This is a genomic window from Vibrio sp. 811, assembly GCF_033339195.1.
Map to the genome: position 1 here is coordinate 1 of NZ_JAWOUB010000018.1, position 24,113 is coordinate 24,113.

At 41.3% G+C, this 24,113-nt stretch carries 19 protein-coding genes and 1 other RNA gene; 16 read left to right on the forward strand and 4 right to left on the reverse strand.

Annotation, left to right across the window (positions count from 1 at the left end; all coding sequences use genetic code 11):
• The first annotated feature begins 3 nt into the window (after nt 1-3).
• From recN to bamE, 3 genes are all read left to right on the forward strand, one after another.
• Nucleotides 4-1,668 (forward strand): DNA repair protein RecN, encoded by a 1,665-nt coding sequence (recN, locus tag R7Q46_RS20115; protein ID WP_005383750.1) that lies wholly within the window; start codon nt 4-6, stop codon nt 1,666-1,668.
• A 21-nt stretch (nt 1,669-1,689) separates the two neighbouring features.
• Entirely contained in the window at nt 1,690-2,172 is a 483-nt protein-coding gene (locus tag R7Q46_RS20120) for a GNAT family N-acetyltransferase (protein WP_025768876.1), read from the forward strand.
• Between the two features lie 242 nt (nt 2,173-2,414).
• A complete protein-coding gene (bamE, locus tag R7Q46_RS20125; RefSeq protein ID WP_017820585.1) occupies nt 2,415-2,774 on the forward strand; it encodes an outer membrane protein assembly factor BamE in 360 nt (119 codons plus the stop codon).
• Nucleotides 2,775-2,875: 101 nt separating this feature from the next.
• On the opposite strand, the gene R7Q46_RS20130 is transcribed toward bamE, so the two are convergent.
• Nucleotides 2,876-3,235 (reverse strand): RnfH family protein, encoded by a 360-nt coding sequence (locus R7Q46_RS20130; protein ID WP_213872083.1) that lies wholly within the window; start codon nt 3,233-3,235, stop codon nt 2,876-2,878.
• Nucleotides 3,225-3,668: an SRPBCC family protein gene (locus R7Q46_RS20135; RefSeq protein ID WP_005381641.1), complete on the reverse strand. Its 444-nt coding sequence runs from the start codon at nt 3,666-3,668 to the stop codon at nt 3,225-3,227. The genes R7Q46_RS20130 and R7Q46_RS20135 overlap by 11 nt, the downstream gene beginning before the upstream one ends.
• Before the next feature lie 119 nt (nt 3,669-3,787).
• On the opposite strand from R7Q46_RS20135, the gene smpB reads away from it, so the two are divergent.
• The 10 genes from smpB (at nt 3,788) to R7Q46_RS20185 (ending at nt 16,647) form a co-directional block, all read left to right on the forward strand.
• On the forward strand, nt 3,788-4,273 hold the full coding sequence (gene smpB, locus R7Q46_RS20140) for an SsrA-binding protein SmpB (RefSeq protein ID WP_005381642.1): 486 nt from the start codon (nt 3,788-3,790) through the stop codon (nt 4,271-4,273).
• A gap of 66 nt (nt 4,274-4,339) precedes the next feature.
• Nucleotides 4,340-4,708, forward strand: a transfer-messenger RNA (tmRNA) gene (ssrA, locus tag R7Q46_RS20145).
• A gap of 183 nt (nt 4,709-4,891) precedes the next feature.
• Nucleotides 4,892-6,118, forward strand: a complete 1,227-nt coding sequence (locus R7Q46_RS20150) for an integrase domain-containing protein (RefSeq protein ID WP_318077739.1) — start codon at nt 4,892-4,894, stop codon at nt 6,116-6,118.
• 396 nt (nt 6,119-6,514) lie between these two features.
• The gene (locus R7Q46_RS20155; RefSeq protein WP_000115789.1) at nt 6,515-6,793 is read left to right on the forward strand and encodes a helix-turn-helix transcriptional regulator; all 279 of its coding nucleotides are present in this window, start codon (nt 6,515-6,517) and stop codon (nt 6,791-6,793) included.
• 137 nt (nt 6,794-6,930) lie between these two features.
• Nucleotides 6,931-8,256 (forward strand): hypothetical protein, encoded by a 1,326-nt coding sequence (locus R7Q46_RS20160; RefSeq protein WP_318077740.1) that lies wholly within the window; start codon nt 6,931-6,933, stop codon nt 8,254-8,256.
• Nucleotides 8,257-8,260: 4 nt separating this feature from the next.
• A complete protein-coding gene (locus tag R7Q46_RS20165; RefSeq protein WP_318077741.1) occupies nt 8,261-9,340 on the forward strand; it encodes a hypothetical protein in 1,080 nt (359 codons plus the stop codon).
• Nucleotides 9,341-9,536: 196 nt separating this feature from the next.
• Nucleotides 9,537-11,204 carry a class I SAM-dependent DNA methyltransferase gene (locus R7Q46_RS20170; RefSeq protein WP_318077742.1) on the forward strand — a complete coding sequence of 556 codons (1,668 nt, stop codon included), beginning with the start codon at nt 9,537-9,539 and terminating at the stop codon, nt 11,202-11,204.
• A 4-nt stretch (nt 11,205-11,208) separates the two neighbouring features.
• Complete coding sequence (locus R7Q46_RS20175; protein ID WP_318077743.1) at nt 11,209-12,441, forward strand: restriction endonuclease subunit S; 1,233 nt, start codon at nt 11,209-11,211, stop codon at nt 12,439-12,441.
• A gap of 101 nt (nt 12,442-12,542) precedes the next feature.
• Entirely contained in the window at nt 12,543-15,914 is a 3,372-nt protein-coding gene (locus R7Q46_RS20180; RefSeq protein WP_318077744.1) for a type I restriction endonuclease subunit R, read from the forward strand.
• 31 nt (nt 15,915-15,945) lie between these two features.
• Nucleotides 15,946-16,647 carry a M48 family metallopeptidase gene (locus R7Q46_RS20185; protein ID WP_115385765.1) on the forward strand — a complete coding sequence of 234 codons (702 nt, stop codon included), beginning with the start codon at nt 15,946-15,948 and terminating at the stop codon, nt 16,645-16,647.
• A gap of 994 nt (nt 16,648-17,641) precedes the next feature.
• On the opposite strand, the gene R7Q46_RS20190 is transcribed toward R7Q46_RS20185, so the two are convergent.
• Complete coding sequence (locus R7Q46_RS20190) at nt 17,642-18,232, reverse strand: recombinase family protein (RefSeq protein ID WP_134647881.1); 591 nt, start codon at nt 18,230-18,232, stop codon at nt 17,642-17,644.
• A gap of 626 nt (nt 18,233-18,858) precedes the next feature.
• The gene (locus tag R7Q46_RS20195) at nt 18,859-19,146 is read right to left on the reverse strand and encodes a hypothetical protein (RefSeq protein ID WP_318077745.1); all 288 of its coding nucleotides are present in this window, start codon (nt 19,144-19,146) and stop codon (nt 18,859-18,861) included.
• Nucleotides 19,147-20,025: 879 nt separating this feature from the next.
• On the opposite strand from R7Q46_RS20195, the gene abiEi reads away from it, so the two are divergent.
• From abiEi to R7Q46_RS20210, 3 genes are all read left to right on the forward strand, one after another.
• Nucleotides 20,026-20,565 (forward strand): type IV toxin-antitoxin system AbiEi family antitoxin, encoded by a 540-nt coding sequence (abiEi, locus tag R7Q46_RS20200; protein ID WP_301605819.1) that lies wholly within the window; start codon nt 20,026-20,028, stop codon nt 20,563-20,565.
• 271 nt (nt 20,566-20,836) lie between these two features.
• Nucleotides 20,837-22,510, forward strand: coding sequence for a DUF262 domain-containing protein (locus R7Q46_RS20205; protein WP_140263155.1), 1,674 nt, complete (start codon nt 20,837-20,839; stop codon nt 22,508-22,510).
• A gap of 904 nt (nt 22,511-23,414) precedes the next feature.
• Nucleotides 23,415-23,807 (forward strand): hypothetical protein, encoded by a 393-nt coding sequence (locus R7Q46_RS20210; RefSeq protein ID WP_014234433.1) that lies wholly within the window; start codon nt 23,415-23,417, stop codon nt 23,805-23,807.
• Nucleotides 23,808-24,113 lie beyond the last annotated feature (306 nt).

The window sequence follows — 24,113 nt, forward strand, 5'->3', positions numbered from 1 at the left end:
AAAATGCTGGCTCATCTAAGTGTTAATAATTTTGCGATTGTTAAGTCTTTACAACTCGAGCTTTCTAAGGGCATGACCACCATTACAGGTGAAACAGGCGCGGGTAAATCCATTGCTATCGATGCTTTAGGGCTCTGCTTAGGCGGACGAGCCGATGCCGGCATGGTGCGACAAGGTGAAGAGAAAACCGAAGTTAGCGCCGCTTTTTTATTGGACAACAACTTACATGCAACACGTTGGTTAGAAGATAACGATCTGCTAGATGGCAGTGAGTGTATTTTGCGTCGTATTATCACAAAAGAAGGCCGCTCAAGAGCCTTCATTAATGGCAGCCCTGTTCCACTATCACAACTCAAATCTCTAGGGCAGCTACTTATCAATATCCATGGGCAGCACGCTCATCATCAATTGATGAAAAGTGAGCACCAAATGGCCATGCTCGACCAATATGCTGGGCATTTAAACCTACTAAAAAGCACACGAAGTGCTTACCAGCATTGGCGTCAGGCAGACAATAACCTCAAGCAACTAAAAGAAAATAGCCAGCAAAACCAGGCGCAAAAACAATTGCTTGAATACCAAATCAAAGAACTAAATGAGTTATCGCTAGGTGAAGAAGAATTTGCAGAGCTCGAGCAAGAGCACAAACGACTATCCAACAGTGGTGAACTCGCCACTACCTGTCAGCAAGCCATCGAACTTATTTACGAAGGTGAAGAAGTCAATGCGCTTGGTATTTTGCAATCGGCCAATCACTCCCTAATTCAATTAGCCGAATTAGATGAAAAGCTATCTGAGCTACCTAACATGCTGTCAGAAGCGATGATTCAACTTGAAGAAACGAAGAATGAATTACGCAGCTACTTAGACGGCATCGATGTTGATCCAGCTCGTATGGCTTATGTAGAAGAACGTTTTTCTAAAGTGATGTCTGTAGCTCGTAAACACCACGTAATGCCAGAAGAACTCTACCAGCATCATCAAGATCTTCTGGCCCAAGTAGAAGCGTTAGATTGCTCCGATGAACGTTTAGATGAACTTGCTCAAGAAGTAGAACACAAGTACCAAAGCTTTCTAACACAAGCAGAAAAACTGCACAAATCACGCAGCCGTTACGCAAAAGAACTGAACAAACTGATCACACAAAGCATGCACGAATTGAGCATGGAGAAAGCAGTATTCAGTATCGAAGTTAGCAATGACAACACGCACCCATCGCCGCTTGGCATGGACAGCGTGTGCTTCTTAGTATCGACCAACCCGGGACAACCATTACAACCTATAGCAAAAGTTGCGTCAGGCGGTGAGCTATCACGCATCTCTCTAGCGATCCAAGTGATCACCGCTCAGAAAGTAGATACACCAAGTTTAATCTTCGATGAAGTGGACGTAGGTATTAGTGGCCCAACAGCTGCCGTAGTGGGCAAAATGCTACGCAAGCTTGGCGAATCTACTCAGGTATTGTGTGTCACTCACCTCCCTCAAGTTGCCGGATGCGGCCATCAACAAATGTTTGTAGCTAAGCAAACCAAAGCAGGCCAAACCGAAACCCAAATGCACGCATTAGATGAACAACAACGTGTGGCAGAATTAGCTCGCTTACTTGGGGGTAGTCAAATAACCGACTCAACGTTGGCAAACGCAAAAGAACTGCTTATCGCCGCTTAATAAATCGACAAGGGATGAGAAATGGATATCAGAGCAATACACAAAACCAACTGCTTAGATCTCATCCCTATTTTTATTGAGTTAGAACATTACTACTTCAAAGAAAAAGCTTCATCAAAACACGATCTGGTCCATTATCTAAAGAACCAAGTTTTCTCTGAACATTCTGGCGTTCATATCATTGCGGTTTACGATAATGATGACGTCGTAGGCTTTGCATCTTATACCGTCATGTTCCCTGCCCCAAAGCTCTCAGGGCAGATGTACTTAAAAGATCTGTTCGTATCTTCGAAGGTTCGAGGAAAAGGGGTTGGTCTCAAGTTAATGAAGTATCTGGCATCTTTGGCGATCAAGTGTGGATGCCAAAGGTTGGACTGGACAGCTGAAAGTAGTAACCCTACCGCAGGTCAGTTTTACCGCTCAATTGGTGCAACACTAATTCATGAAAAAGAGTATTATCGTTTTTCAGGTGATGCATTACGCGAATTCGCCAAAACCGACTAACGAGTCACTAGGCTTGGCTCACCGCTGAAAGCGTCCATCACCCTACTTCCGATTGAAATTTGCTCTTCGTCACCTAACTAATACGTCATGTGGTGACATTTACCGTCTAATATCGGTGAATAAATGCAACTCAACTCAAAATTCGTTGTCAGATTGTCTACCATACGACGCATAGCTTTTTACATCTGCGTCGAGCTTGTTTATTATCAGCGCAGTATTTTAAAGGTTACTAAGAAATTATTATGCAATTAAAGAAGTGGTTAGTTGCCGTACCATTAGCAATGACATTGCTGACAGGATGTTCGGTATTGGAAAGACTGGTTTATCGTATTGATATCAACCAAGGCAACTATGTAGAACAAAGTGCGGTTGATAAATTAAAGTTTGGGATGACTAAAGCACAGGTTCGCTTCGTATTAGGGTCGCCAATGCTTATTGAAAACGGCTATCCAAACACTTGGTATTACATCTATCATCATACTCCTGGCCATGGCGAACCAGTACAGAAAGATCTGATTGTAAACTTTAATGACCAAGGCACGCTCGCAGACATCAGTGGTGACTTTCCAAAAAGTGACGCATTTTACGAGCAAATTCAGTAAACTGACTTTTGCAAAAAAACCTCCCGTTTGGGAGGTTTTTTATTATATAGAAATCATGTTAGTCAAACTTTGAGTAACTCACATGAGCTATTGGGTTAATATTAATCCTGCTTATTTTTACGTACAGAACTAGGCTTGCCACCGGCGACTGGGTCTGCACTCCCCTCGGTTTTAGCCTGCTCCGCCCGCTTACGGCGAATCTCTTTCGGATCGGCAAGTAACGGACGATAAATCTCTATTCGATCTCGATCTCGAACGGTCGCATCCAACTTCACGTTACGACTAAACACACCCACTTTGTTCTTGGACAAATCAATTTCAGGGTACAACTCCAATACACCGGATTGTCTAATGATCTCTTCTACCGTTGCGTGATTATTTACCACTAAGTTAAATACACGCTGTTCATGAGGAAGAGCATAGACAACCTCAACGTGAATCATATCTGACTCAATACTCATAACACTCGTAGACCTGTTTTGCGCGTTTAGTAAATGCATTTACCATATTACTAGTAAGCTCGTTAAAAATCTTACCGAAGGCCATCTCAATCATTTTACTTGAGAATTCAAACTCAAGCTTTAGTTCAACCTTGCAAGCTTGCTCATCTAGCGCGGTAAAAATCCAACCACCACGCAACGTCTTAAACGGGCCATCCACCAAGTTCATCATAATTGCCTGACCGGGGATCAACTCATTTGAAGTCGTAAACGTTTTGCTGATTCCAGCCTTCGCCACATCGACAGAAGCCACCATACCATTCCCCGAAGACTCAATGATTCTAGAGCCCGAGCAACCAGGCAGAAATTCAGGGTATTTAGCAACATCATTAACCAGATTGAACATCTGTTCGGCGCTAAAAGACACAAGCGCAGAACGGCTGACTTGCTTCATACATACTCCTATCGATACATGTACAGATTTAAAGCTACTCGCCAATTTTACTTTTATTCCACGATTGCGCAAATAAAAGGATTTCCTATCCGATATCCAACCCGTATAATGACGCTATTATGGCAAAGAAAAAAACGAAACAAAAAGCGGGTAGCAATACTATCGCGCTGAATAAAAAAGCTCGCCACGAGTATTTCATCGATGATGAAATCGAAGCTGGCTTGGAGCTCCAAGGTTGGGAAGTGAAAGCCCTTCGCCAAGGTAAAGCCAATATTTCTGAAAGTTACGTATTTATGCGTGACGGTGAAGCCTTTGTGAGTGGCATGACAATCACTCCTTTAAATCAGGCATCGACACACGTTGTGGCGAATCCCACACGTGTGCGTAAACTACTAATGAGTCGTCGTGAACTGGATAACCTATTCGGACGTGTAAACCGTGAAGGTATGACATTAACGGCCCTCTCACTGTACTGGTCTCGCTCTTGGGTGAAACTAAAAATTGGCGTAGCAAAAGGTAAAAAGCTGCACGATAAACGTACGGATCTAAAAGAAAAAGACTGGGCAAGAGAAAAAGCACGCGTAATGAAGAGCGCGCTGCGTTAATCTTGACCACTTAAACGCATAGTACTGGACAGCCAATGCTTTTCTGTTACTATGCGAATATTACCTGGGGCTGATTTAGGATTCGACGGGAATTCAGAAGTCTGAGGTGCATGCCGAGGTGCGGTAGGCCTCGTTAACAAACCGCAAAAAAAATAGTCGCAAACGACGAAAACTACGCACTAGCAGCTTAATAACCTGCTAAGAGCTCTCTCGCCCTAGCTTCCGCACGTAAGACGGGGAATAACGAGGGATCAAACCCAAACGCGCTAGCCCGGATTCTCCCGCCTGAGAGATGAACGGCGAATTTTAATTCAGGCTAGTCATTCATTAGCGTGTCGGTTCGCAGGTGGATGGCGAAATTAAAGATCGACTAAGCATGTAGTACCAATGATGAACGGTTTTCGGACGCGGGTTCAACTCCCGCCAGCTCCACCAATCACTAGTAACGGGACGTCTCAGGACGTCCCGTTTTCTTTTCTAAACCCTTGTCCCATCTAGCTTTAAGTGGTTCAGGGCGTCTCATCGAGATTCACTTAATCTCAGTCATTTAGTAACATTCTGCGTAACACTAACCAATAACAACACAAATTGGTGTTACATCAGAAAGGAACCATTAAAATGGCTAAGCAAATCAAGCCCTTATCACCAACTCAAGTAACCAAAGCTAAGCCCTTAGAAAAAGAATATTCGCTTGCCGATGGCAACGGTCTGTACTTACGTATAAAGCCGAATGGCGCAAAACTTTGGATTTTCAACTACATCCACCCAGTAACTAAAAAACGCAAGAACATCAGCCTTGGTGCTTTTCCTGACATTACTCTCGCATCTGCGAGAGAGAAAACAAGAGAAATGCGCCAACATGTCGCTGAAGGTATTGATCCGAAAACTCACAGAGATAACCAACTCATTACCGCACAGATAGCTCAGTCATCAACTCTGAAATCAGTTGCCGAAGAATGGTTTGAAGTAAAAAAGCATGACGTTTCCGAAGACTATGCCAACGATATCTGGCGATCTCTAGAGCTACATATCTTTCCCAACCTCGGTAACATGCCGATAAGTGAGCTAACTGCCCCAATTGTGATTCAAGTTTTACGACCTGTAGAAGCAAAGGGCGCATTAGAGACAGTTAAGCGAGTATGTCAGCGAATAAATGAAGTGATGAACTACGCGGCGAATTGCGGAAAGATTCAGTCCAACCCATTGATTGGGATAAAGCAAATATTTAAGAAGCCAAAAACTGCTCATATGAGCACTATCAGACCAAATGAACTTAGTGATCTAATGCAAGCGATGTCGTTAGCCAATATCAAGCTTGCTACCCGCTGCGCTTTTGAATTCCAACTCCACACTCTGACCCGTCCCGTTGAGTGTGCTGCCGCTGAATGGAGTGAAATTGATTTCGAAAACAAACTTTGGGTCATTAGCAAAGATAAAATGAAAATGAAGCGCGATCACAAAATCCCTCTTTCGGACGCTTCGATTCAACTTTTAAACTTTATGAAGCCCATCTCATACGGACAACGCTATGTATTCCCTAGTTCAACATCAGTTGATCAGCACATGAACAGCCAGAGCGTCAACGCCGCACTAAAACGTGCTGGAATGAAAGGAAAGCTGGTAAGTCACGGTATGCGTTCCATCGGCAGTACAGCGCTCAACGAACAGGGCTTCAACAAAGATGCTATTGAGCTGTGTCTGGCACACGTAGACAAGAACACAATCCGTGACATCTACAACAACGCTGAATATCTGGAAGAGCGACGAAAGATCATGGATTGGTGGAGTAATTTCATACTTGATGCTTCTAAAAACGCCAATACTATAGCAAAACCAAAAATTTAAGTGACAAATATCACAATTTTAGTGAGATGCGGGTAATTTTGTATTGACGATGAGAATCGCCCGCATTATTTTAAATCGCGTTTAAATATTTAATTTTCACATAGGAAACAGACATTTAAAGTCCGCTACGCGGCAACGTAACTTATTCCCGTTAAACTTCGGTTTAACTATTTGTTTATTGTTTTGGTATTAACTTAACTTTCGGAGCCTTTTTTGAAGACTTCACTATTCCATTACATACGAATACCTTCCTTTAATTGTTAAGGAATGAGTCTGTAACCCAATAGGCTTCAGTCCCATCTAGGTGTTCCTTCACTGATAATAAACTTCCGTGGATCAGTGTAAGTATTGGAATATAAAGTTAGTACTAGACATGAATTAATGTAGGTTATCGTTATGTCTGTAAATACAACTCCTCTTCTAAAAATCGTACGTAAATCTGACGTTCTACAGCGCGTTCCATTCTCAAGAGCGACTCTCCATCGCAAAATCAATGATGGAACTTTCCCACCGTCAATTCCACTTGGTGCAAACTCTGTTGGTTTCTTATCTCATGAAGTCGATGCAATTATCGCAGCCATGGCATTGGGCAAAGATCTACAGCAAACCGTTTCTCATCTTGTTGAGCAAAGACAGTCTCTTTTCGACAACAGTCTCTATGCACTAGCCGCATAACTAAAAACTCTCACTAAGCACAAATAAATCAATTGTTTACTGCATGCTTTAGCATGCTGGTAAAAGTGCAGAATTTTTTAGTTATATATATTATCTAGAAATTTTGCACTTTTACGTTCAAGCAGGAATTAGAATAAATGAACGTCATCGCGCAATCTCAAGCTACAGAACATACTCTACTTCAAACCTCAAAAGCTAAATCGGTTTTCATTATGCTCGACCTGTGCCTTCAGCATCGCTCGAATGATCATCGAGTCGTTGCTCTACGCAACGACAGAAGCAATGCGATGGATGTCGTCCAATATTATTTAGATGCTGGCTATACGATTACATTAGTCGCCGATTCAAAGCTGTTCCCGACTCAAACGGCTAGATTAATGAAAAGCAACTACTGTGGAAGTCGTGTTCCAATGTTAGATAGCGCGACAGGGATTTACTACAGCCTAGAGAACTTTAGAAGCACTGTGACTTATCTAACCCTTTGCAACTCTCTATCACCGTGCAAAGAGACATCGCAGTGGCTTTCCAGACAATTGATTCGTACTGTTCCTCTGACAAACAGCACAACCGAGGCATGTGTTAACACCTTTCTGTCTGATTTACAGGGCGTTCAGAGTATTGAGTTATTGAGAGCTGCACTTGATGAGCAACTCGAACAGAATCGCAATAGAGTGCGAAAGTTCATGTCTCCAACTCTTCAAACTAAGACCATCACCGTTGATTCATTGCACTCTCCGCTGTGCTCACAGCTTATTAACGACAGCAAAACTCTTGCAGTAAGAGCGGCAACAGGCACAGGGAAGACCAAGCATCTATTTGGTCCATTAGCGAAGGCGGCTCGAAGCAAAAACAAGAAGATCGTTTACCTGTCTTACCTGACCGCACTGGTCGAACAATACTGTAATGACAATCTCGCAGTCAGCTACAACCAAGATTTATGCGAGCTAGAACAGGCGGATGCAATGGGGGTTGTTGTAAACAGCATTTGGAAATCTCATATTCGCTCTGTGCTTAATCAGGCGGATATTCTTATCATTGATGAGTTCGAAAAAGTACTGACGACTGTCGTATGTTCTGAACCAAGTAAACAGTTGCCAAAGCAACAAGTTTTTGAAAGCTTGTCAGAAGCCATTCGTACTGTCCCACAATTGATTGTGGGTGATGCTGATCTTTCAGATATCAGCTTGGGTTATATCAAAGAGTTAAGAAGCGAAGTGACGCTATTGGATTGCACTGAGAACCCGTACTCTTCAATCAAAGCTGTGATAACAGATAAAAACCAGTACCTCTCCAACGTTTATCTCAAAGAGCGCCTTATTGATGAAGATAAAGTATTTCTGTTTGACTCTCTCGTCACACTTCGCCAGGTAACCCAATCACTGGGCTATAAAGATTCTAATAGGCTAGATTGTGAAGAAGAAGCACTAAAAGACGGGGGTCTTAATTATTCACGCTCACAATAAAGACATGCCTGCTCAAAAAGCCTTTTTGGAGAATCCAAACGAAGAGATTAAGAAGTATAAAGCAATCATGGCATCTCCTTGCTTAAGTTCAGGATTTTCAATTACTACGCACTTTACTGATAAAGTTGTTGTTTTCTGCGATAAGACACTGACACCGTTAGAGCTGATTAATTTCGCACGTCGATTTCGTACAGCAAAACAAATTTGGTTTGCCGTTGATGCATACAAAGATTTCATTACGCCACATGCCAAAGAGACGACGTACAAACCAACAGTCCATGTTCAACCAACCGACAAGTTAAACATTGCATTCAACAACGTTAAAAAGCGCTTCTTCGCTCCTTTAGCCTTGCATTTACATTTAACGTTGGAAGAACTCGGTTTCATGACTACATCGGCCCCATCCTCTTTTACAGCACAACTGTTTGCTCAAAAGAGTGTTACTCTGGCAGCCAAAGCGTACAAAGAGTTAGAAGTGCAAGCGATTGTATCCTCACCTGATTTAACTCAAGAACAAGCTTCCTGGTTATGGACTAAAGACAGAAGGACGTCTTCTGATAATGCTTCTTTAACTAAGTTTCAGATCAAGCGGGATTACGGAGTGAAAAAGGTTACAGAAGATGACGTTAACTTCCACTTCAAGTTCTTAGCCAATCGAAGTGTGTTTGATTCATTCCCGTTCGTGAATCGCTCTAGTGACAAAGTGGAAATCGAAACGAAGCACCATTCTGCCGCGATGTTCATCTATGACAATATTTTGAGAAAGTATGGGTTTTCTGTCGATGGTGACGCTTTTTGGATTCACAAAGACGATGTTCGCCAGATTGTAAAAGCCTGCTATTTGAAGCAAGAGGTATTAAACTGGGCTTTTAAAGATGGCTTACACATTAGCAAGCCTCTTCACCAAGAGGCAAAGCCAAACAAGGCAACGTCATACTTGAAAAGACTCTTAAACTCATTAGGCTTCGAAGTTGGGACATTCCGCAGCAGTAGCAAGAAAGCAAAAGTAGAGCTGCATAAAAACGCTCGTAATTATGCTTACTTTAAGACAGCCCCATCTGAAACTACCAAGTCCGCAGCTTAACAACCAACACTGCCCTGCTACCACGACACTCAGAAGGTAGCAGGGAATATCCCACATCAAATCATAATCTTACTACAGCGCTCAATTCCTGGATCTAAAGCCTCTCAATCGAAGCTTGTTGCGTTATAATGCCCACAATTTTGTTCTTCGCTCAAACCAAGGTTCTGAGCGAGCCGTGAACGTTTAAGAGATTCTTATGACAAACAATACCGCAGTAGAAAAAATCAGCCTTGAAGAGCTAAAGACATGGCTTTGGGGCAGCGCAAACATCATGCGTGGCACCGTAGATAGCTCAGACTTCAAAAACTATATATTTGGCCTCCTGTTCTTAAAACGTCTTTCAGACGTTTTTGACGAGCGTGTAGAAGCCGTGATGGAAGAGGAAGGTTGCAGCGCCGAAGATGCAATGGCGCTCATTCAGGAAGATAACCCAGAGCAGTTCGTTCCTGTGTATGCACGTTGGAACAAGCTGATCGAAAGAACGGAAAATATTGGTGAGTACATCGATGAAGCCTTTGCTGAAATCGAACATCAAAACCCATCACTAGAAAAAGTGCTTACCGCCATTCAGTTTGGCGATAAAGAGAAGCTCAGCAATGAGTTACTAACTCGCCTACTCCGTCACTTTAACCAGCACAAGCTGGGCAATAAAAACCTCTACAAAGCCGACCTACTTGGCGATGCGTACGAGTATTTGATTGGCAAGTTTGCTGATGATGCTGGTAAGAAAGGCGGCGAGTTCTACACCCCTCATGAAGTTGTAGAACTTATCGTTAAGCTGATTGACCCACAACCAGGCCATGAAATTTACGATTTGACCTGTGGGTGTGGCGGCATGTTGGTTGAGTCCGCTCGTCACATCAAAGAGAACTACGAGAATGGCACCATCATGGGTAAACCTAACTGTAAACTTTACGGTCAGGAGAAGAACCTAGGAACATGGGCAATTGCCAAACTCAACATGTTCCTGCACAACCTAGATGGTGACATCAAGCGCGGCGATACTCTCGTAAACCCATTACATAAAGATGGCGAAGGCCTTCAAACGTTCGACCGTGTCATTGCCAACCCTCCATTTTCAATCAAAAACTGGTGGGAACCATTGGAATTGAATGGCGGCAAAATAGTTGGCGATAACGGCAAAGAAAGAAATGTTAAATACAGCACTGACCTTAAAGATCCTTATGGTCGTTTTGGTCTTGGCGTTGCACCGAGGACAAAAGCAGATCTAGCCTTTGTTCAGCATATGATTGCCTCAACGAAAGATGATGGTCGAATCGGCGTTGTCGTTCCTCACGGTGTACTTTTCCGTGAAGGTGATGAGGGTAAAATTCGTAAAGGTATGCTTATCGGCAACGATGAATTTAAAGGTGACTTGATCGAAGGTGTAGTTGGTTTGCCGCCAGCACTTTTCTTCAACACAGGCATTGCGGCTGCGGTTTTAATCATCAATAAAGACAAACCTGCTGCACTGAAGAACAAGGTTATTTTCGTTGATGCATCTGCTGAGTTTGGTGAAGGTAAGGCGATGAACTATCTTCGTGAAAATGATATCGAACGTATCACAACCGAGTACAGCAAAGCGAAACAAACTTTAGTTGATGCAGGAGAGCAAACGGAAGATAGACTTTCCAATCTACTGGACTCAGTTTCAGTGGAAAAATACCTAAGAGTAGTTGAACTTGAAGAGATTGAGGCAAACGATTTTACTTTGAATATCAGTCGCTATATCGACACGTCAGAGGTTGAGGAAATTATAGATGTAGAAAAATGCCTTAATCATCTAAGAAATATCGAAAAGCAGCTCCTTGATACTGAAATTCAAATCTCAAAATACTTATCTATTTTAGGATTGGAGAAGTAAATCGATGCTCAAAAAGTCTCCTTATACACTAAAAAAAATTGGTCCATTGATTGATCTACTAAGCGGGTTTGCATTTAAGAGCAATGAATTTTCTGACGTCGCAACAACAGAACAGCACATACGCTTGCTTCGTGGTATCAATATTACAGAAAATGCTATAAGAAATAACGATACTATCGACAAATTTTGGTTTAACTCATCTACTGACCTTGATAAATACTACCTTAAGGAAGGCGACTTAGTCATTTCAATGGATGGTTCAAAAGTGGGCCGAAATTATGCTCTTGTATCACCTAAAGATCTCCCTAGTTTACTCGTCCAACGAGTCGCTAGAATTCGTGCAAAAGAAGGCTTACATCTACCGTTTTTACATCAACTAATAGGATCCAAGATTTTTACTAACTATGTTGATAGCGTAAAAACAAGCAGTGGAATTCCACACATCAGCGCAAAACAGATAAAAGAATTTTCAATACCTTTGCCAAATATTGCGATTCAACAAAAAATAGCGGAAATCCTTTCAACTGTTGATAAGAAAATCGACCTTATCGACCAAAAAATTGCAGAAACCGAAAAGCTGAAAACAGGCTTAATGCAAAAGCTATTTTCAAAAGGTGTCGGTGTTCAGGACGAGAATGGAGAGTGGCAACCGCATACTGATTATGAAACACTGGAGGGAAGTAAAATCCCTAAAGGTTGGCTAAAAACCACTTTATCTCAGGTAATTAAAGTTAAAAGTGGTGACTCTTTGAGTAAAAAAAACATGAAAGAAGGATGTATTCCTGTCTTCGGTGGAAATGGGATTTCAGGATATCATTCGAAAGCTAATTTCAACTCACCACAACTAGTTATTGGGCGAGTTGGTGAATATTGTGGAGCAGTGCATATTACTCCCGAAAAGTCATGGATAACAGATAATGCACTCCTTATTACTGAAACTTTAATCAATGTAAGTTTTGAATTTTTGTATTATTTATTGGTTTCCGTAGATCTGAATAAATACGCGAGTCGAAACGCTCAACCTCTAGTTTCTGGTCGAACTCTCAATTTAGTAACTGTAAAGGTACCACAAGAAGCAGAGCAATATGAGATAGTAAATATATTATCCACAGTGGACAGAAAACTAATATTGCTCAACAGGCAGATTGAAGAGACTCGGAGACTTAAAAAAGGCTTAATGCAGAAGCTACTTACGGGCGAATGGCGAGTTCCTGTTGAGGAAACTGAAGCCGCTTAGCTATTGCTTCATGATGCCTTCAAGCGAAGGCATCTAAAAGCAAAAAAACGTAATTTAAATGAACAATAAAAAATGAATAACAATAAATAAAGGAATAAGGTATGTCAGGTCAGGCTGAATCATCGAATCCAGAGCTAGTTGGGGTAGAACGCCCAGCGATTGAATGGTTAAAAACTCTTGGTTATCAGCATATTAAAGGTCGCGATGTAGAGCAAACACACAAGACCGAGCCTGTTATTCTAGAGTCGGTGTTAACTGACAGACTACACGCCCTTAACCCTTGGCTGGCCGAGGTTCCGAACGGTGCAAACAAAGCGATTAAACAGCTCAAAGACATATGGTTTGAGCATAACAGCGACTTAATGCTGGCTAACCATGCGTTCTGGAAGCATGTTCTGTTTCAATCGAATCTGCAACAAAAAGACAAAAATGGTCAACCTCGTAGCATCCGCTTCATCAATCAAACGGGTGCCGAGGGTAACTTATTCCATGTGATTGATCAGTATGTCGGTAAGAATATCAACGATGAACTTTTTAAGCCTGATTTACTATTATTCATTAATGGTTTACCCCTTGGCTTGATTGAGTGTAAGAACAGCTCAATTAAGCTCAGCAAAGGCATTGCACAAATTGATGGCTACCAAGGCACTTTCACTCAACACTTTGCCTTTAATATGGTTTGTGCCGCCATTAATCGCAGCCAAGCCAAGTATGGCGCGATCTATGCACCAGAACAGTTCTATCTAACTTACAAATTTGATCCGAAAAAGCCTGATGAGAACATTGTTCTTACCGAATTAGAAAATCAATTAGGCAAGCCCCCTACAGAGCAAGACAAGCTACTGTGGGCATTATTCGAGCCTTCCCGCTTCGTGCGTTTAGTCTGTTTCTACCCTATGTATGAAATTGAAAAAGGCGTTATGATCAAGAAGCTGCCACGTTACCAACAGTGGCGTGCAGTAGAGAAGACGCTACTCCGTCTACAGGGTAAAGACCCACAGCTATTAGGCCAAGAACTTGGCGGCGTAGTTTGGCATACGCAAGGGAGTGGTAAATCACTGACGATGGCGCTGCTTGCCCGTTTAATGCGAGCCGAAATTTCTGGTTTCAATAACCCAAGTATTTTGATTCTTACCGACCGCACTGACCTTGACCGTCAGATCCACAATACCTTTACTAATGTCGGCCTTGAATCGATTAAAGCAGACTCCGTCGCAGGTCTAGAAGCCATGCTCAGCAATGACTACGGCACCATTTTCACTTCGACCGTTCAAAAGTTTCAAGAAAGCGATGGTAAGCAGATACAGGCCGCAAAAGAGTCTGAAGATGAGGATTCCATTGCAGACTCTAAAAGTCGTGTCAGACGCGTTTTGAGGAAGGATGATTCTGGGCAAGAACAATGCTGGATTTTAAAGGAGAACAATGTTCTTCACGGTCAAACTGATGCTAATGGCAACCCTAAAAAAGCCAAATGGGAACTCGTTAGCGAAGAGAAAGTTGATTTTCGTGTTCTGAGTACCAAGCCCAACTTCTTCTTGATGGTTGATGAAGCGCACCGCAGCCAGTATGGATTCCTTGCTGCATTCATGCGTGCTTCTTTACCTAATGCGAAGTTCATAGCTTTTACTGGCACCCCGCTTTTTAAAGACGATAAAGAAACCTTGGGTACATTCGGCGGTAAAGAGTACATCGATACTTACCGCCTCGACGAGGCGGTTGCAGATGGCGCGACACTGCCTATTAAATATCTTGAAGGTATGGCGCAATGGGGGAGCGACGGAAAGCTAAAACAAGCTTTTGAGGATGAATTTGGTAATGAGCCTCTAGCCCGTAAGAAAAAGCTAAAGCAAGAGTTACTCAAAAAACGTCGTGGTGCTATCGGTCGTATTGAGGAGAATGCTCGCCATCTCGTCGAACATTTTCTATCAAGTGTGAAACCTCGCGGCTTTAAAGCCATGCTGGTATGTGACGGGCGTGATATGGCTGTTCGCTATAAAGACGTACTGAACCAAATCATGCAGGAGCGTCAAAACAAAGGTCTGCCGACCTTTGAAAGCCGAGTGGTTATCTCTCTCGGTAGCATGACAGATAAGCGTACAGGTATTAGTGAACAACAAGCTCACTATGCATCAGGCTCAACCTCAAAACTTGAAACTATCGAAGAGCGTATCAAGCGGGAACTCAAACAAGGCCAAACACCGATAGCCGTACCATCTGAAAAGATCCCAAGCTTGGTGAATGAGGAATTTAAGCTGCCTTATGGTGATGAATCCGCTAATACCAAAGAAGAAACCAAGTTTAACAACATTGGGTTAATCATCGTTTCTGACATGCTGTTAACTGGCTGGGATGCGCCTATTGTCAGCACTTTATATTTGGATAAACCGCTAAAAGAACATACTTTGCTTCAGGCTATTGCTCGTGTAAACCGAACTCGAAAAGGCAAGAAAGCAGGCTACATTGTCGATTATTTCGGTGTGGTTGAGTACCTAGATGAAGCGCTGAAAGTTTATGGGGGTGACGTACAACCCGATCAAGTATGGACGGACGTCGAAGCGGAGTTACCACGCCTTCAATCTGCTTTGACAAAAGTGTTAGACATTCTTCCGAAAAAGCACAACCCAGTGAAACAACCTGAACCTTACAAAGAGGATGCCGATCTCTACCTAGACCCAGATACTCGTCTAGATATTGTTGAAGACTTCTTAGTTGCTCTCGCTGGATTCAATAGCCGCTTAGATATCGTGTTACCCGACGAACGCGCATATAAATATCAGCCTTACTTCAAAGTACTGAATGAAATAAAACTCCAACTGCGCAACAAAATGCCTGAGAGTGCCGATACGGTTCGCATTACGGCATCTGAATCTGAGCTGCTTAAAAACATGCTCGACGAGCATATAGAAGCAAGTGAAGTTAAGAGCTTACTAGGTCGTGAAGTTTCAATTCTGGATGCTGCGGATATGGATCTACTCCGCAAACAAAAAAGTGCGGGGAGTGCCGCGTTGGTCATGAAGAACAAACTCAAGCACACCATTAAAACGGGGAAAGGTAAAGATCCCGCCTTCTTTGGTGACTTGGAAGAAGAGCTAGAAAAGCTTATCCAAGATGAACGTGAAGGACGTATTGAACAAGCTCTATTCCTTGAACAGCTAGAGCTTTTTGCTCAGCGTGTTCGTGATAAAGATGCCAAGCCATCTGAAATGGGCCTGGGAACAGCAACAGAGCGAGCCGTGTTCAACTATCTGGAAAAACAGGTAGAGGAAGCAGAAGCTTTGGCATGGACTAAAAGCATCTTTAGCCACCCTGATATCGCTGAAGTCATGTTGTCACCGATATGGAAAAAACAGACTGATATTCATAATGAGATCAAAAAAACAATCAGGACTATTTTACGTGGTCTTGGCGGCTGGGATATGACTGTAGCACGTCAGCACTCTGCTGAAATTTTCAGTATTATGCTGAACAACTGATCCTTTGCTTCATCAATGACGAAAGAAACACATGCCAATTTTTCAATACGGTACAACTGAAATCGAGTGGGAATTTAAGCTCGACTCAAAACTCAGTCACCACTACGTTACTGTAGAACGAGGTAAGACCGTTCTTCTCAGAGGCCCAAGTGCCTCTGAGGATGAGCAACGTGAGCTGATTCGTTACAGAGCAAGATGGATTAAAGAGCGCTTAGCGGAAGTCAATCAACCGTTAAAAGAAGAAATCGTCACAGGTAGCCGAGCGCCCTACCGTGGTCGTTCTTTCTATTGTGAAGTGATCCCTGCGCCAGAGTTATCGACGGTAGAAGTGAAGTTTAACCAAAGCCGTTTTAAAGTTCTTTCTCCCGAAGGCCACTTCGTCAGCCGTGAGCGATTCAAACCAGCTTTAGAACGTTTCTACAAACAGAAAGCCTTAGAAAAAATCGCTTCTCGCTTACGCTATTGGCAGCAGGAAACGGGCATGCAAGCCACGACTTTCCACATAAAAAAGTTTGATGCACGTTGGGCTAACTGCACCGAGAACAATGTTCTGGAGTTCCACCCTCGTTGCATGGAGTTTTCCAATAAGGTGATGGATTACATAATCCTTCATGAGCTATGTCATACCGTAGAAAAAAGCCATAGCAAAGACTTTTGGAAACTAGTCGCCAAGTATTGTCCTGACTGGAAAGAGCTGCATGAAGAGGTAGAGCGTTCTGGGATGGGGATCTAGCGGAGTCTACTGCACTTTGAAAATGCCAAGAGGCACTGCCCATTGCTCTAAATCTTTCACTCGCCCTCTACTCACGACTTTTTATTCGCTAATTTAATTGAATAACATTCATCTTTTAGGAACCTAGCGAGAACAATGTTCTCGCAGTATCAAACTTAGGTGTTCAAATAGGTTTATGATACATACACACCAATTAAAACCACTCAACTAACAAATTTTAATTCAATATAGTTTTTAATGTTTTTCATTATACATAAAAAACTTTTTAGTCAAGTTGAAAAAACTCTTGATTAAGAAAAAACAATCTAATATATTAAATCCCGTAGCAAGAAGCAGAGCTTCTATCTAGAAAGTGGCTTAAAGATATATTTAAACTAATATTACTTCATCTTTAACAGTAAAAGTAATTTCTTCCACCTCACTGGTGGCTTAAAGAAAAATTAGTTTTAATACAAGTAAATGTATCACTATTTTATCCGCTAATAGATGGTTACTTCCGCGCCAACTGGCGGTTAAGCGTTGGATAAAAAGGTCGAGTTTATCTCGGCCTTTTTATTATTAATTGCAAAACTACTCTTCAGGACTTTTAATTAATTATATTTTTAGAAGGCTAGTTGTTGAGTATTAATTATTAACTCCACAAGCACTACTCTCTGAAAGCCTCTCTTATTAAAAGAAAGGTTCTCTGACTTATCATTCGGAACATTGTTCTTCCACAGTTTTTTATTGATTAATCAAATAACCAATCTTTACTATTTTAGGGTTAGCATAAGAACATTGTTCCGAGTAAAGAGCAGTTCACTCTCGATATGATTATCAGGCATCAATTAGCAGCTTACTCAAAACTAGCGAAAGATAAGACTTCCACTGAATGTCGGCGAGAGAACCTGGTATTATTTGATAAGCTAAGCGAGAACAAGGTTCTTACAATATCGTTTAAACTTCTTAGCTAATAACTACTTCTGGTAGCTCTAGGTATCATGGAACATTGTTCTCATTGAGTACTTTCCGTTAGTTTCTTATTCCAATGGCGCTTAACCGTTGGGATCGAGATGCCAAGAGCATTTGCTGTCTTAGATTGACTCAGCCCCCTTGCCCTACATTCTTGGACTTTTTGAGTAGTGGTTAGTGCTTCTGGTCTACCAATCCGCTTACCTTCAGACTTAGCCCTAGCCTGACCTTCTAGCGTCCGCTCTCGAATTCGGTTTCGCTCAAATTCAGCAAATGCTGAGAACATTTGCAGCATCAATCGTCCTTCAGCTGAGCTTAGATCAGCGGTTGGCAGATCCAGAGAAATTGGTGTAACGCCCTTCTCTAACAGCATACTGATCGTATGCTGAACATCGATGTTATCTCTGCCAAGTCGATCTAGCTTTAATACAACTAGTTTGTCCCCTGGCTCTAGTTTATGCTCAATCAACATTTTGAACTCACGTCGTTCAGTTGCAGGCACACTACCAGAAACTGTTTCATGTACAATTCGGTGTTCTTGAACATCGTAGCCAGCATTTCTGATAGCTAAGATCTGATTTGACACAGTTTGCTCGCTAGTCGATACACGACAATAAGCGAATGTCCGTCCCATACTATTCACTCCTTTTGGCATCACAATTGGTATCATCAATCGGTTGGGTATCATAAAAATCCGAACCCTACTTTATGAGACCGCAAACACTTCATTCCCGTCTGGTATCAGAAAACGGGATGTTTGTTGATACTACCCTGGGATGTTTACATCTCGCTAAAGTTGACTACTTAAGTCGATAATTTTGACAAAGTACCTTTGCCTTAAGAAAACCTAGAAAATAATTAAATATCCATGAGTAACAAACATTACTCTAAATTTAATTCATCTATAATAAAAACAAAGTTACTATTAATTTTCCTTGGCAATAAAATTAATACATAAAAATAAATTTTATTTTATTAATTTTTCATGTTATAACTATTATAACCGTTATAACTATTATAAAGTTATAATTCTAATATAACGTTAGATTTTAAAAAAGTGAAGGTTAAGCCAAAGTAAGCTTAATTTATTACAAGAATTCTTCTGCCACTATTGGCACTTTCAATGCCAGCATTGGCACATTGATTGCCAATCTTGGCAAATTCTCTTGCCACCTGCTTTAATGACGGAATTTTTAAGGCTTTTATCACTTGCCTAACACAATTCAATAGGCTTTAACGTTGTGCAAAAAAAGAGCTGCATTAGAATACGTTGAATGTCTCATTTTTTCTTGACTTGTAACGGTTACAGCCATATAAGCCAGGCACTCGACATTCTTTTTTTTCTTTAATAGATTGTCTTTTTGAACGAACTTGGGGAACACTGTTCTTTTCATCTAAATTAATAGAATTTGCTCTATGTAATGCCTCTTCGTCTGAAATGTCATTGTAGACCACTTTAAAATTATTGAGCTTAGTTTCACGTTCTTCTCTTACGGATAGATAACTCATTTCACGATTACGTTTAGAAAAAACCAGAACTTGAGACATATCGACAACCCTCTTGATATATATAGATAAATTCAATGAATATTATATTTATCAAGTAATATTCTCTTTGTAAAGGACCTTTAATCACTATTTTAAAAATTACATTAACATTTAATTATTAAATAAAAACGGTTGGTTTTTTAATTATTAAATTAGAAAATAATAATTAGTTAAACTTCTAACTAAAAATGAAAAAGATCAGATTCTGGGCTATTAGTGTTGCGATTTCTCTCCTCAAAGAACCACATATTTATCACCATGAATTCTCGGTTAGGATCCTAACCGAGAATGCTCATCGGAGTCTGGCTGCGATTAGTACTGCTGTTTCTCCTAACCTGATAACAACCACGTCCATCACTACAAATTCCAAGTTAGGATCCTCACCTAGAATGAACATCGGAGTCTGGCTGTGCGCTTAGTACTGCTATTTTCCTAGCCTAAAAGTAACCATATTCATCCCATAAATTCCGAGTTAGGATCCTAACCGAGAATGAACATCGTATCTGACGATTAGTGCTGCCATTTCCTCACCTCAAAGCAACCATAATCATCCCCATAAATTCCGAGTTAGGATCCTTACCGAGAATGAACATCGCATCTGGCGATTAGTGCTGCCATTTCCTCACCTCAAAGCAACCATAATCATCCCCATAAGTTCCGAGTTAGGATCCTTACCGAGAATGGGGACCAGCTTTTGACTATTGGTGTCGCCATTTCCTTAGCCTCATAGCAACCACAATCATCACTACAAATTCCAAGTTAGGATCCTAACTCGGAAAAACCAATCAGGGTTCAGGAAGGGTATTAGCGATCACCAGTTGCTATCTTCAATCACAAGTGTACAAAAATATATGTCATACTTACTTTTTGTGACTACTTATGAGCGTTGAAGTGAAGATTAAGGCTGCATTGGAACGCCTGCATAAATTTGATAGGCGAGGTATACACGTTTACCGAAAAAGTGACCTCAGGAGATTATTTTTTGATGATTCACTTACAGCATTCCAGCAAAGTTTACCTCGTTTGGTGAAAGCTGGAGTACTAGAGCGGGTGTGCAACGGTGTTTATGTATTCTCATACAGTCGTCATAAGGGCGATTATACCATTGAATACATTGCTAAATGCTTGCGACGGGGAGAGTACAATTACATCTCTCTAGAATCGGCACTCTCTGAATACAGTGTCATTTCCCAAGTGATGCTTGATCGAATCACTATCATGACAACAGGGCGTAAAGGGGAGTTTAGAACCCACTACGGAGTTATCGAGTTCACACATACAAAACGTGATGATATTGACATTATCAACAATACTATAACTTCAGATCGCCCCCTGCGAATTGCGAAAAAAGAAGCTGCGATTCGAGATTTGAAAAGGGTTGGCAGAAACACGCACTTGATTGTGACGAATCACGAGTAGGCAGATGCTGGCACTCCCAAAAACCAACACAACTCACTTTTGGACATTTCTGAGTTACGAATACCATCAGTGTCGGCCTTGTTCGCATAAATAAAAATATGTGAAAACTCTATATCAGTGGCCAATTTTAGTGAACCACTACAAGCCCAAATATGGGTTCTAATGTAATGAATCAAAAAATACTGCATTATTCGCTGTTTCCTTTTCCTGTATCCGCTATGATTAACCTATTGATATTAAAAACTTTATAATATTTAGTAATGGAAGTGAAATGAACTTTAATCAAACCACAGTATTGGCTTTCTTTGAGCCCTCCAAGGTTAGTTACGAGATCCCTGTATACCAGCGGGCTTATGCTTGGGGAGAGAACAACTGGAATGAATTCTTGTCAGATCTTTATGAGCAAGTAGATGGAGAAAACAACTATTTTTTCGGGAATATTCTTCTTGAATGCGTTGAAAAGAACAAGTTATACGAAATCATTGACGGCCAGCAAAGGGTCACTACCATTACTATATTTGTTCGCTCTCTACTCAATGTATTAAAAACACGAAATGATTTGTCAGAGCATGATTTTGACATTGATGACACTGAAGAAGCTTTCATCAGAGATAAAAATATTAAACTCCGCCCAGTTGAATATGATCGAAGTTGTTATGACTGCCTAATTGTCGAAAATCACGATCAGTTTGATGCCTACTCCCCATCACAAAAGAAACTACTTGAAGCGAAGGCATACTTCACTAAACAACTCTCTAAACTTGATACCGCACGCCTTGTCAGTATCCAAGAGAAACTTGAAAATACCGACCTTACCATCATCGAGTTGGAGGGTAAGAAGGATGCGGCTCTGATGTTTGAGCTGGAAAATAATAGAGGCAAAGAATTGACCAATATGGAAAAGGTCAAATCGTATTTCATGTATCAGATGTACGTGAATAGCCCTGCTGACGATGTTGATAACAATATCGAATTTGTATCGAACATATTTAAACGCATTTATCAGGTAATCAACAACATAGAGCGGATTAATGAAGATAGTGTGCTGATTTACCACAACAATGCGTATATCAAGGGGTATGCCTACCGCACTTTGGATGACTTGAAGGAAGCTTTCCGCAACAAAGATGACAAAGTTACCTGGATAAAAGAGTACGTTCGAAGTTTAAACGATTCATTCGTGGCCATAGATAAATTTCAACATGAAGAGAGTCTGTATGCGAAAAGGCTGTTTAAACTTGGGATCCCCGCGTACATTTACCCATTCATTATTAAGGGCTACCGTTATAACTCTTCAGATCTCCCAACTCTTTTCCGCATTCTTGAAGTGATAACCTTTAGGGCTAAGCTCATCAATAGTCGGGCGAATATCCAAGAGCGTCTCAATGAAATTCTGCTCTCCTACGATGGCAACAATGCTGTCTTGTCAGAAAAAATAACAAGTAAGCTCAACGATACATGGTATTGGAGTGATACAAATACGAAGAACTATCTACATGGTGGGATGTACGGAAATAATGTCCTAAGCTACTTACTTTGGAGCTACGAGAGTTATCTTCAGAGAGCGGGATATTCAGTCGAAGGGTTCAAGATTACTAACCAACAAATTGAACATATAGCACCGCGCAAGCCTACTGATGGAAGTCGTCTCGAAACAGGATATGAATTAAATGAGCAGGGTGAATATTCCGAAGACTTTAGCTCTGAATACCTCAATTGTCTTGGTAACCTCATGCTCATATCAGGGTCGCACAATGCGTCCATCGGAAACAAACCATTTGCCGATAAGTTAATGTCTTACAGAAAGAACCCCATTCTCAACCAACAGGCTGAGATTACTTCTTTCGTTAAAGATAGCGAGAACCCAGTGTGGGATAGTGAAGCAATAAATGAACGGCATAACAAAATCGTGGACTTTGCGATCACTGAGTGGTCATTTCGATAAAGGGTAACCAGCCACTATCCAGAACCTATTGAGACTGGATAGTGGCAAAAAACGGTTCATATATGTCACAAAGTTATGAAGAAGTACAAGGGATCTGATTTTCAGATATTCACCCTGTGATTTTGCACCCAATGATTTATAAAAATCGATAGCAGATTAAACCCCATAGAAATGTAGTGGCACACTGAGTTTGGTCACGCAGTTAGATTGGAAAAATAAGTCAAATGAGGCTTTGGTGATATCTGTGTTAAATCGGTCGAAACAAGGAATGGGGCAAAGAGTCGTTTCAAATTCTCAGGCCCTAGTGTGCCTGCAGTGAAGGTAATAAGATGGTACGCTCCTCCATTCCACTAAACTCGATAGATCGAGCAAGGGAAAGGTGGCAGTCCAACTCACTTAACTCGGAGTCCAATACTGATGGTTCGGCTCACTTGTTAGTACATTCGCCTCTTCTATTTACGCGCTCCAAGATATTGAAAACTGGCATGATATGAAAGGCTTTGAGCATTAAAGTAAGACGGGCGGCTACAAAACGTGCCCCCGATTGAGAGACAAAAGCTGGCTAGATAAAAACGCATGAAATTGCCCCACTTTCGCAAGCTTCAAATTAGAAGAGGATTCGCTCCTCGGAGTTCGACTACCACACCAAACGAAATAAATTCTGGCTTTGTAAATAACCGATAAAATGAAGAAACACCAAAGAAATAGCCTAAGAGCTAGAGCCGTATACAGAGAAATCAGAGCGAACACTCCCGCATATGTTGAAACCAGAAAGAAACTAAAAAACATATACTTGCAGTGCGTTATGACACAGAGCAAGATATGGCTAGCGAAAGGCTGTATACTCAAAACCGACTATCGAGCTTACCACTGAGCTGGTAATCATTTTTTGAGGATTTTTAGGATGAGCAGAGCTGTTCTTATATTTGAAGAAGATTCAGATTTCTTTAAATTGTTGGATACAAACATTAAACGTGGAAACATAGTTACTATTCGCTTTGAGAATCATAAGCCAGAGCACAACTCAAAGCTATGGAAACGGCTTCGAAATACCAAGAGCTGGGATCTTGTTGAGGCAGAGCTTGAGAAAGTTGAGAATAATCAGCCAACACCTATCGCATCTATCATCTCCAGCAATATGAAATCAATGCTAACTGGAGGAGAATTAATGCTTATTGCGTGGATTGCTACCTTATTAACTGGGTTGTTTGCCTATGCAATTTACAAGGGTCGCAAAGTTCGATTTAAAGCGAGCGGAGACGGCCAAGGTGGTAGTGGAGAGATAATCATTGAGTGAGTTAAATTATAGATGCCAAAGCAGATTACCTTTGATTCCAAGCCCGTACTAACGCTCTATACGGCTTTTAGCCGTCTTTTATCGTTCTATAATGCGTTCGTCTTTCTTATCGTAGTTCAATTGATAATCAGTATGTTAGCTAGAAGTATGGGAGATTAGACTGCAAAATGGCGCATAATTTTAGAAAGTCTAACATTCAGACTTCGTCGTATAAACTTTAGTAAGCCAAACGCACATTGGCAAAATGTATACTGGATTCGGAGATACAACAGAAAGGGGCAAAAGTGTTTCAGAGCTTAAATTCAT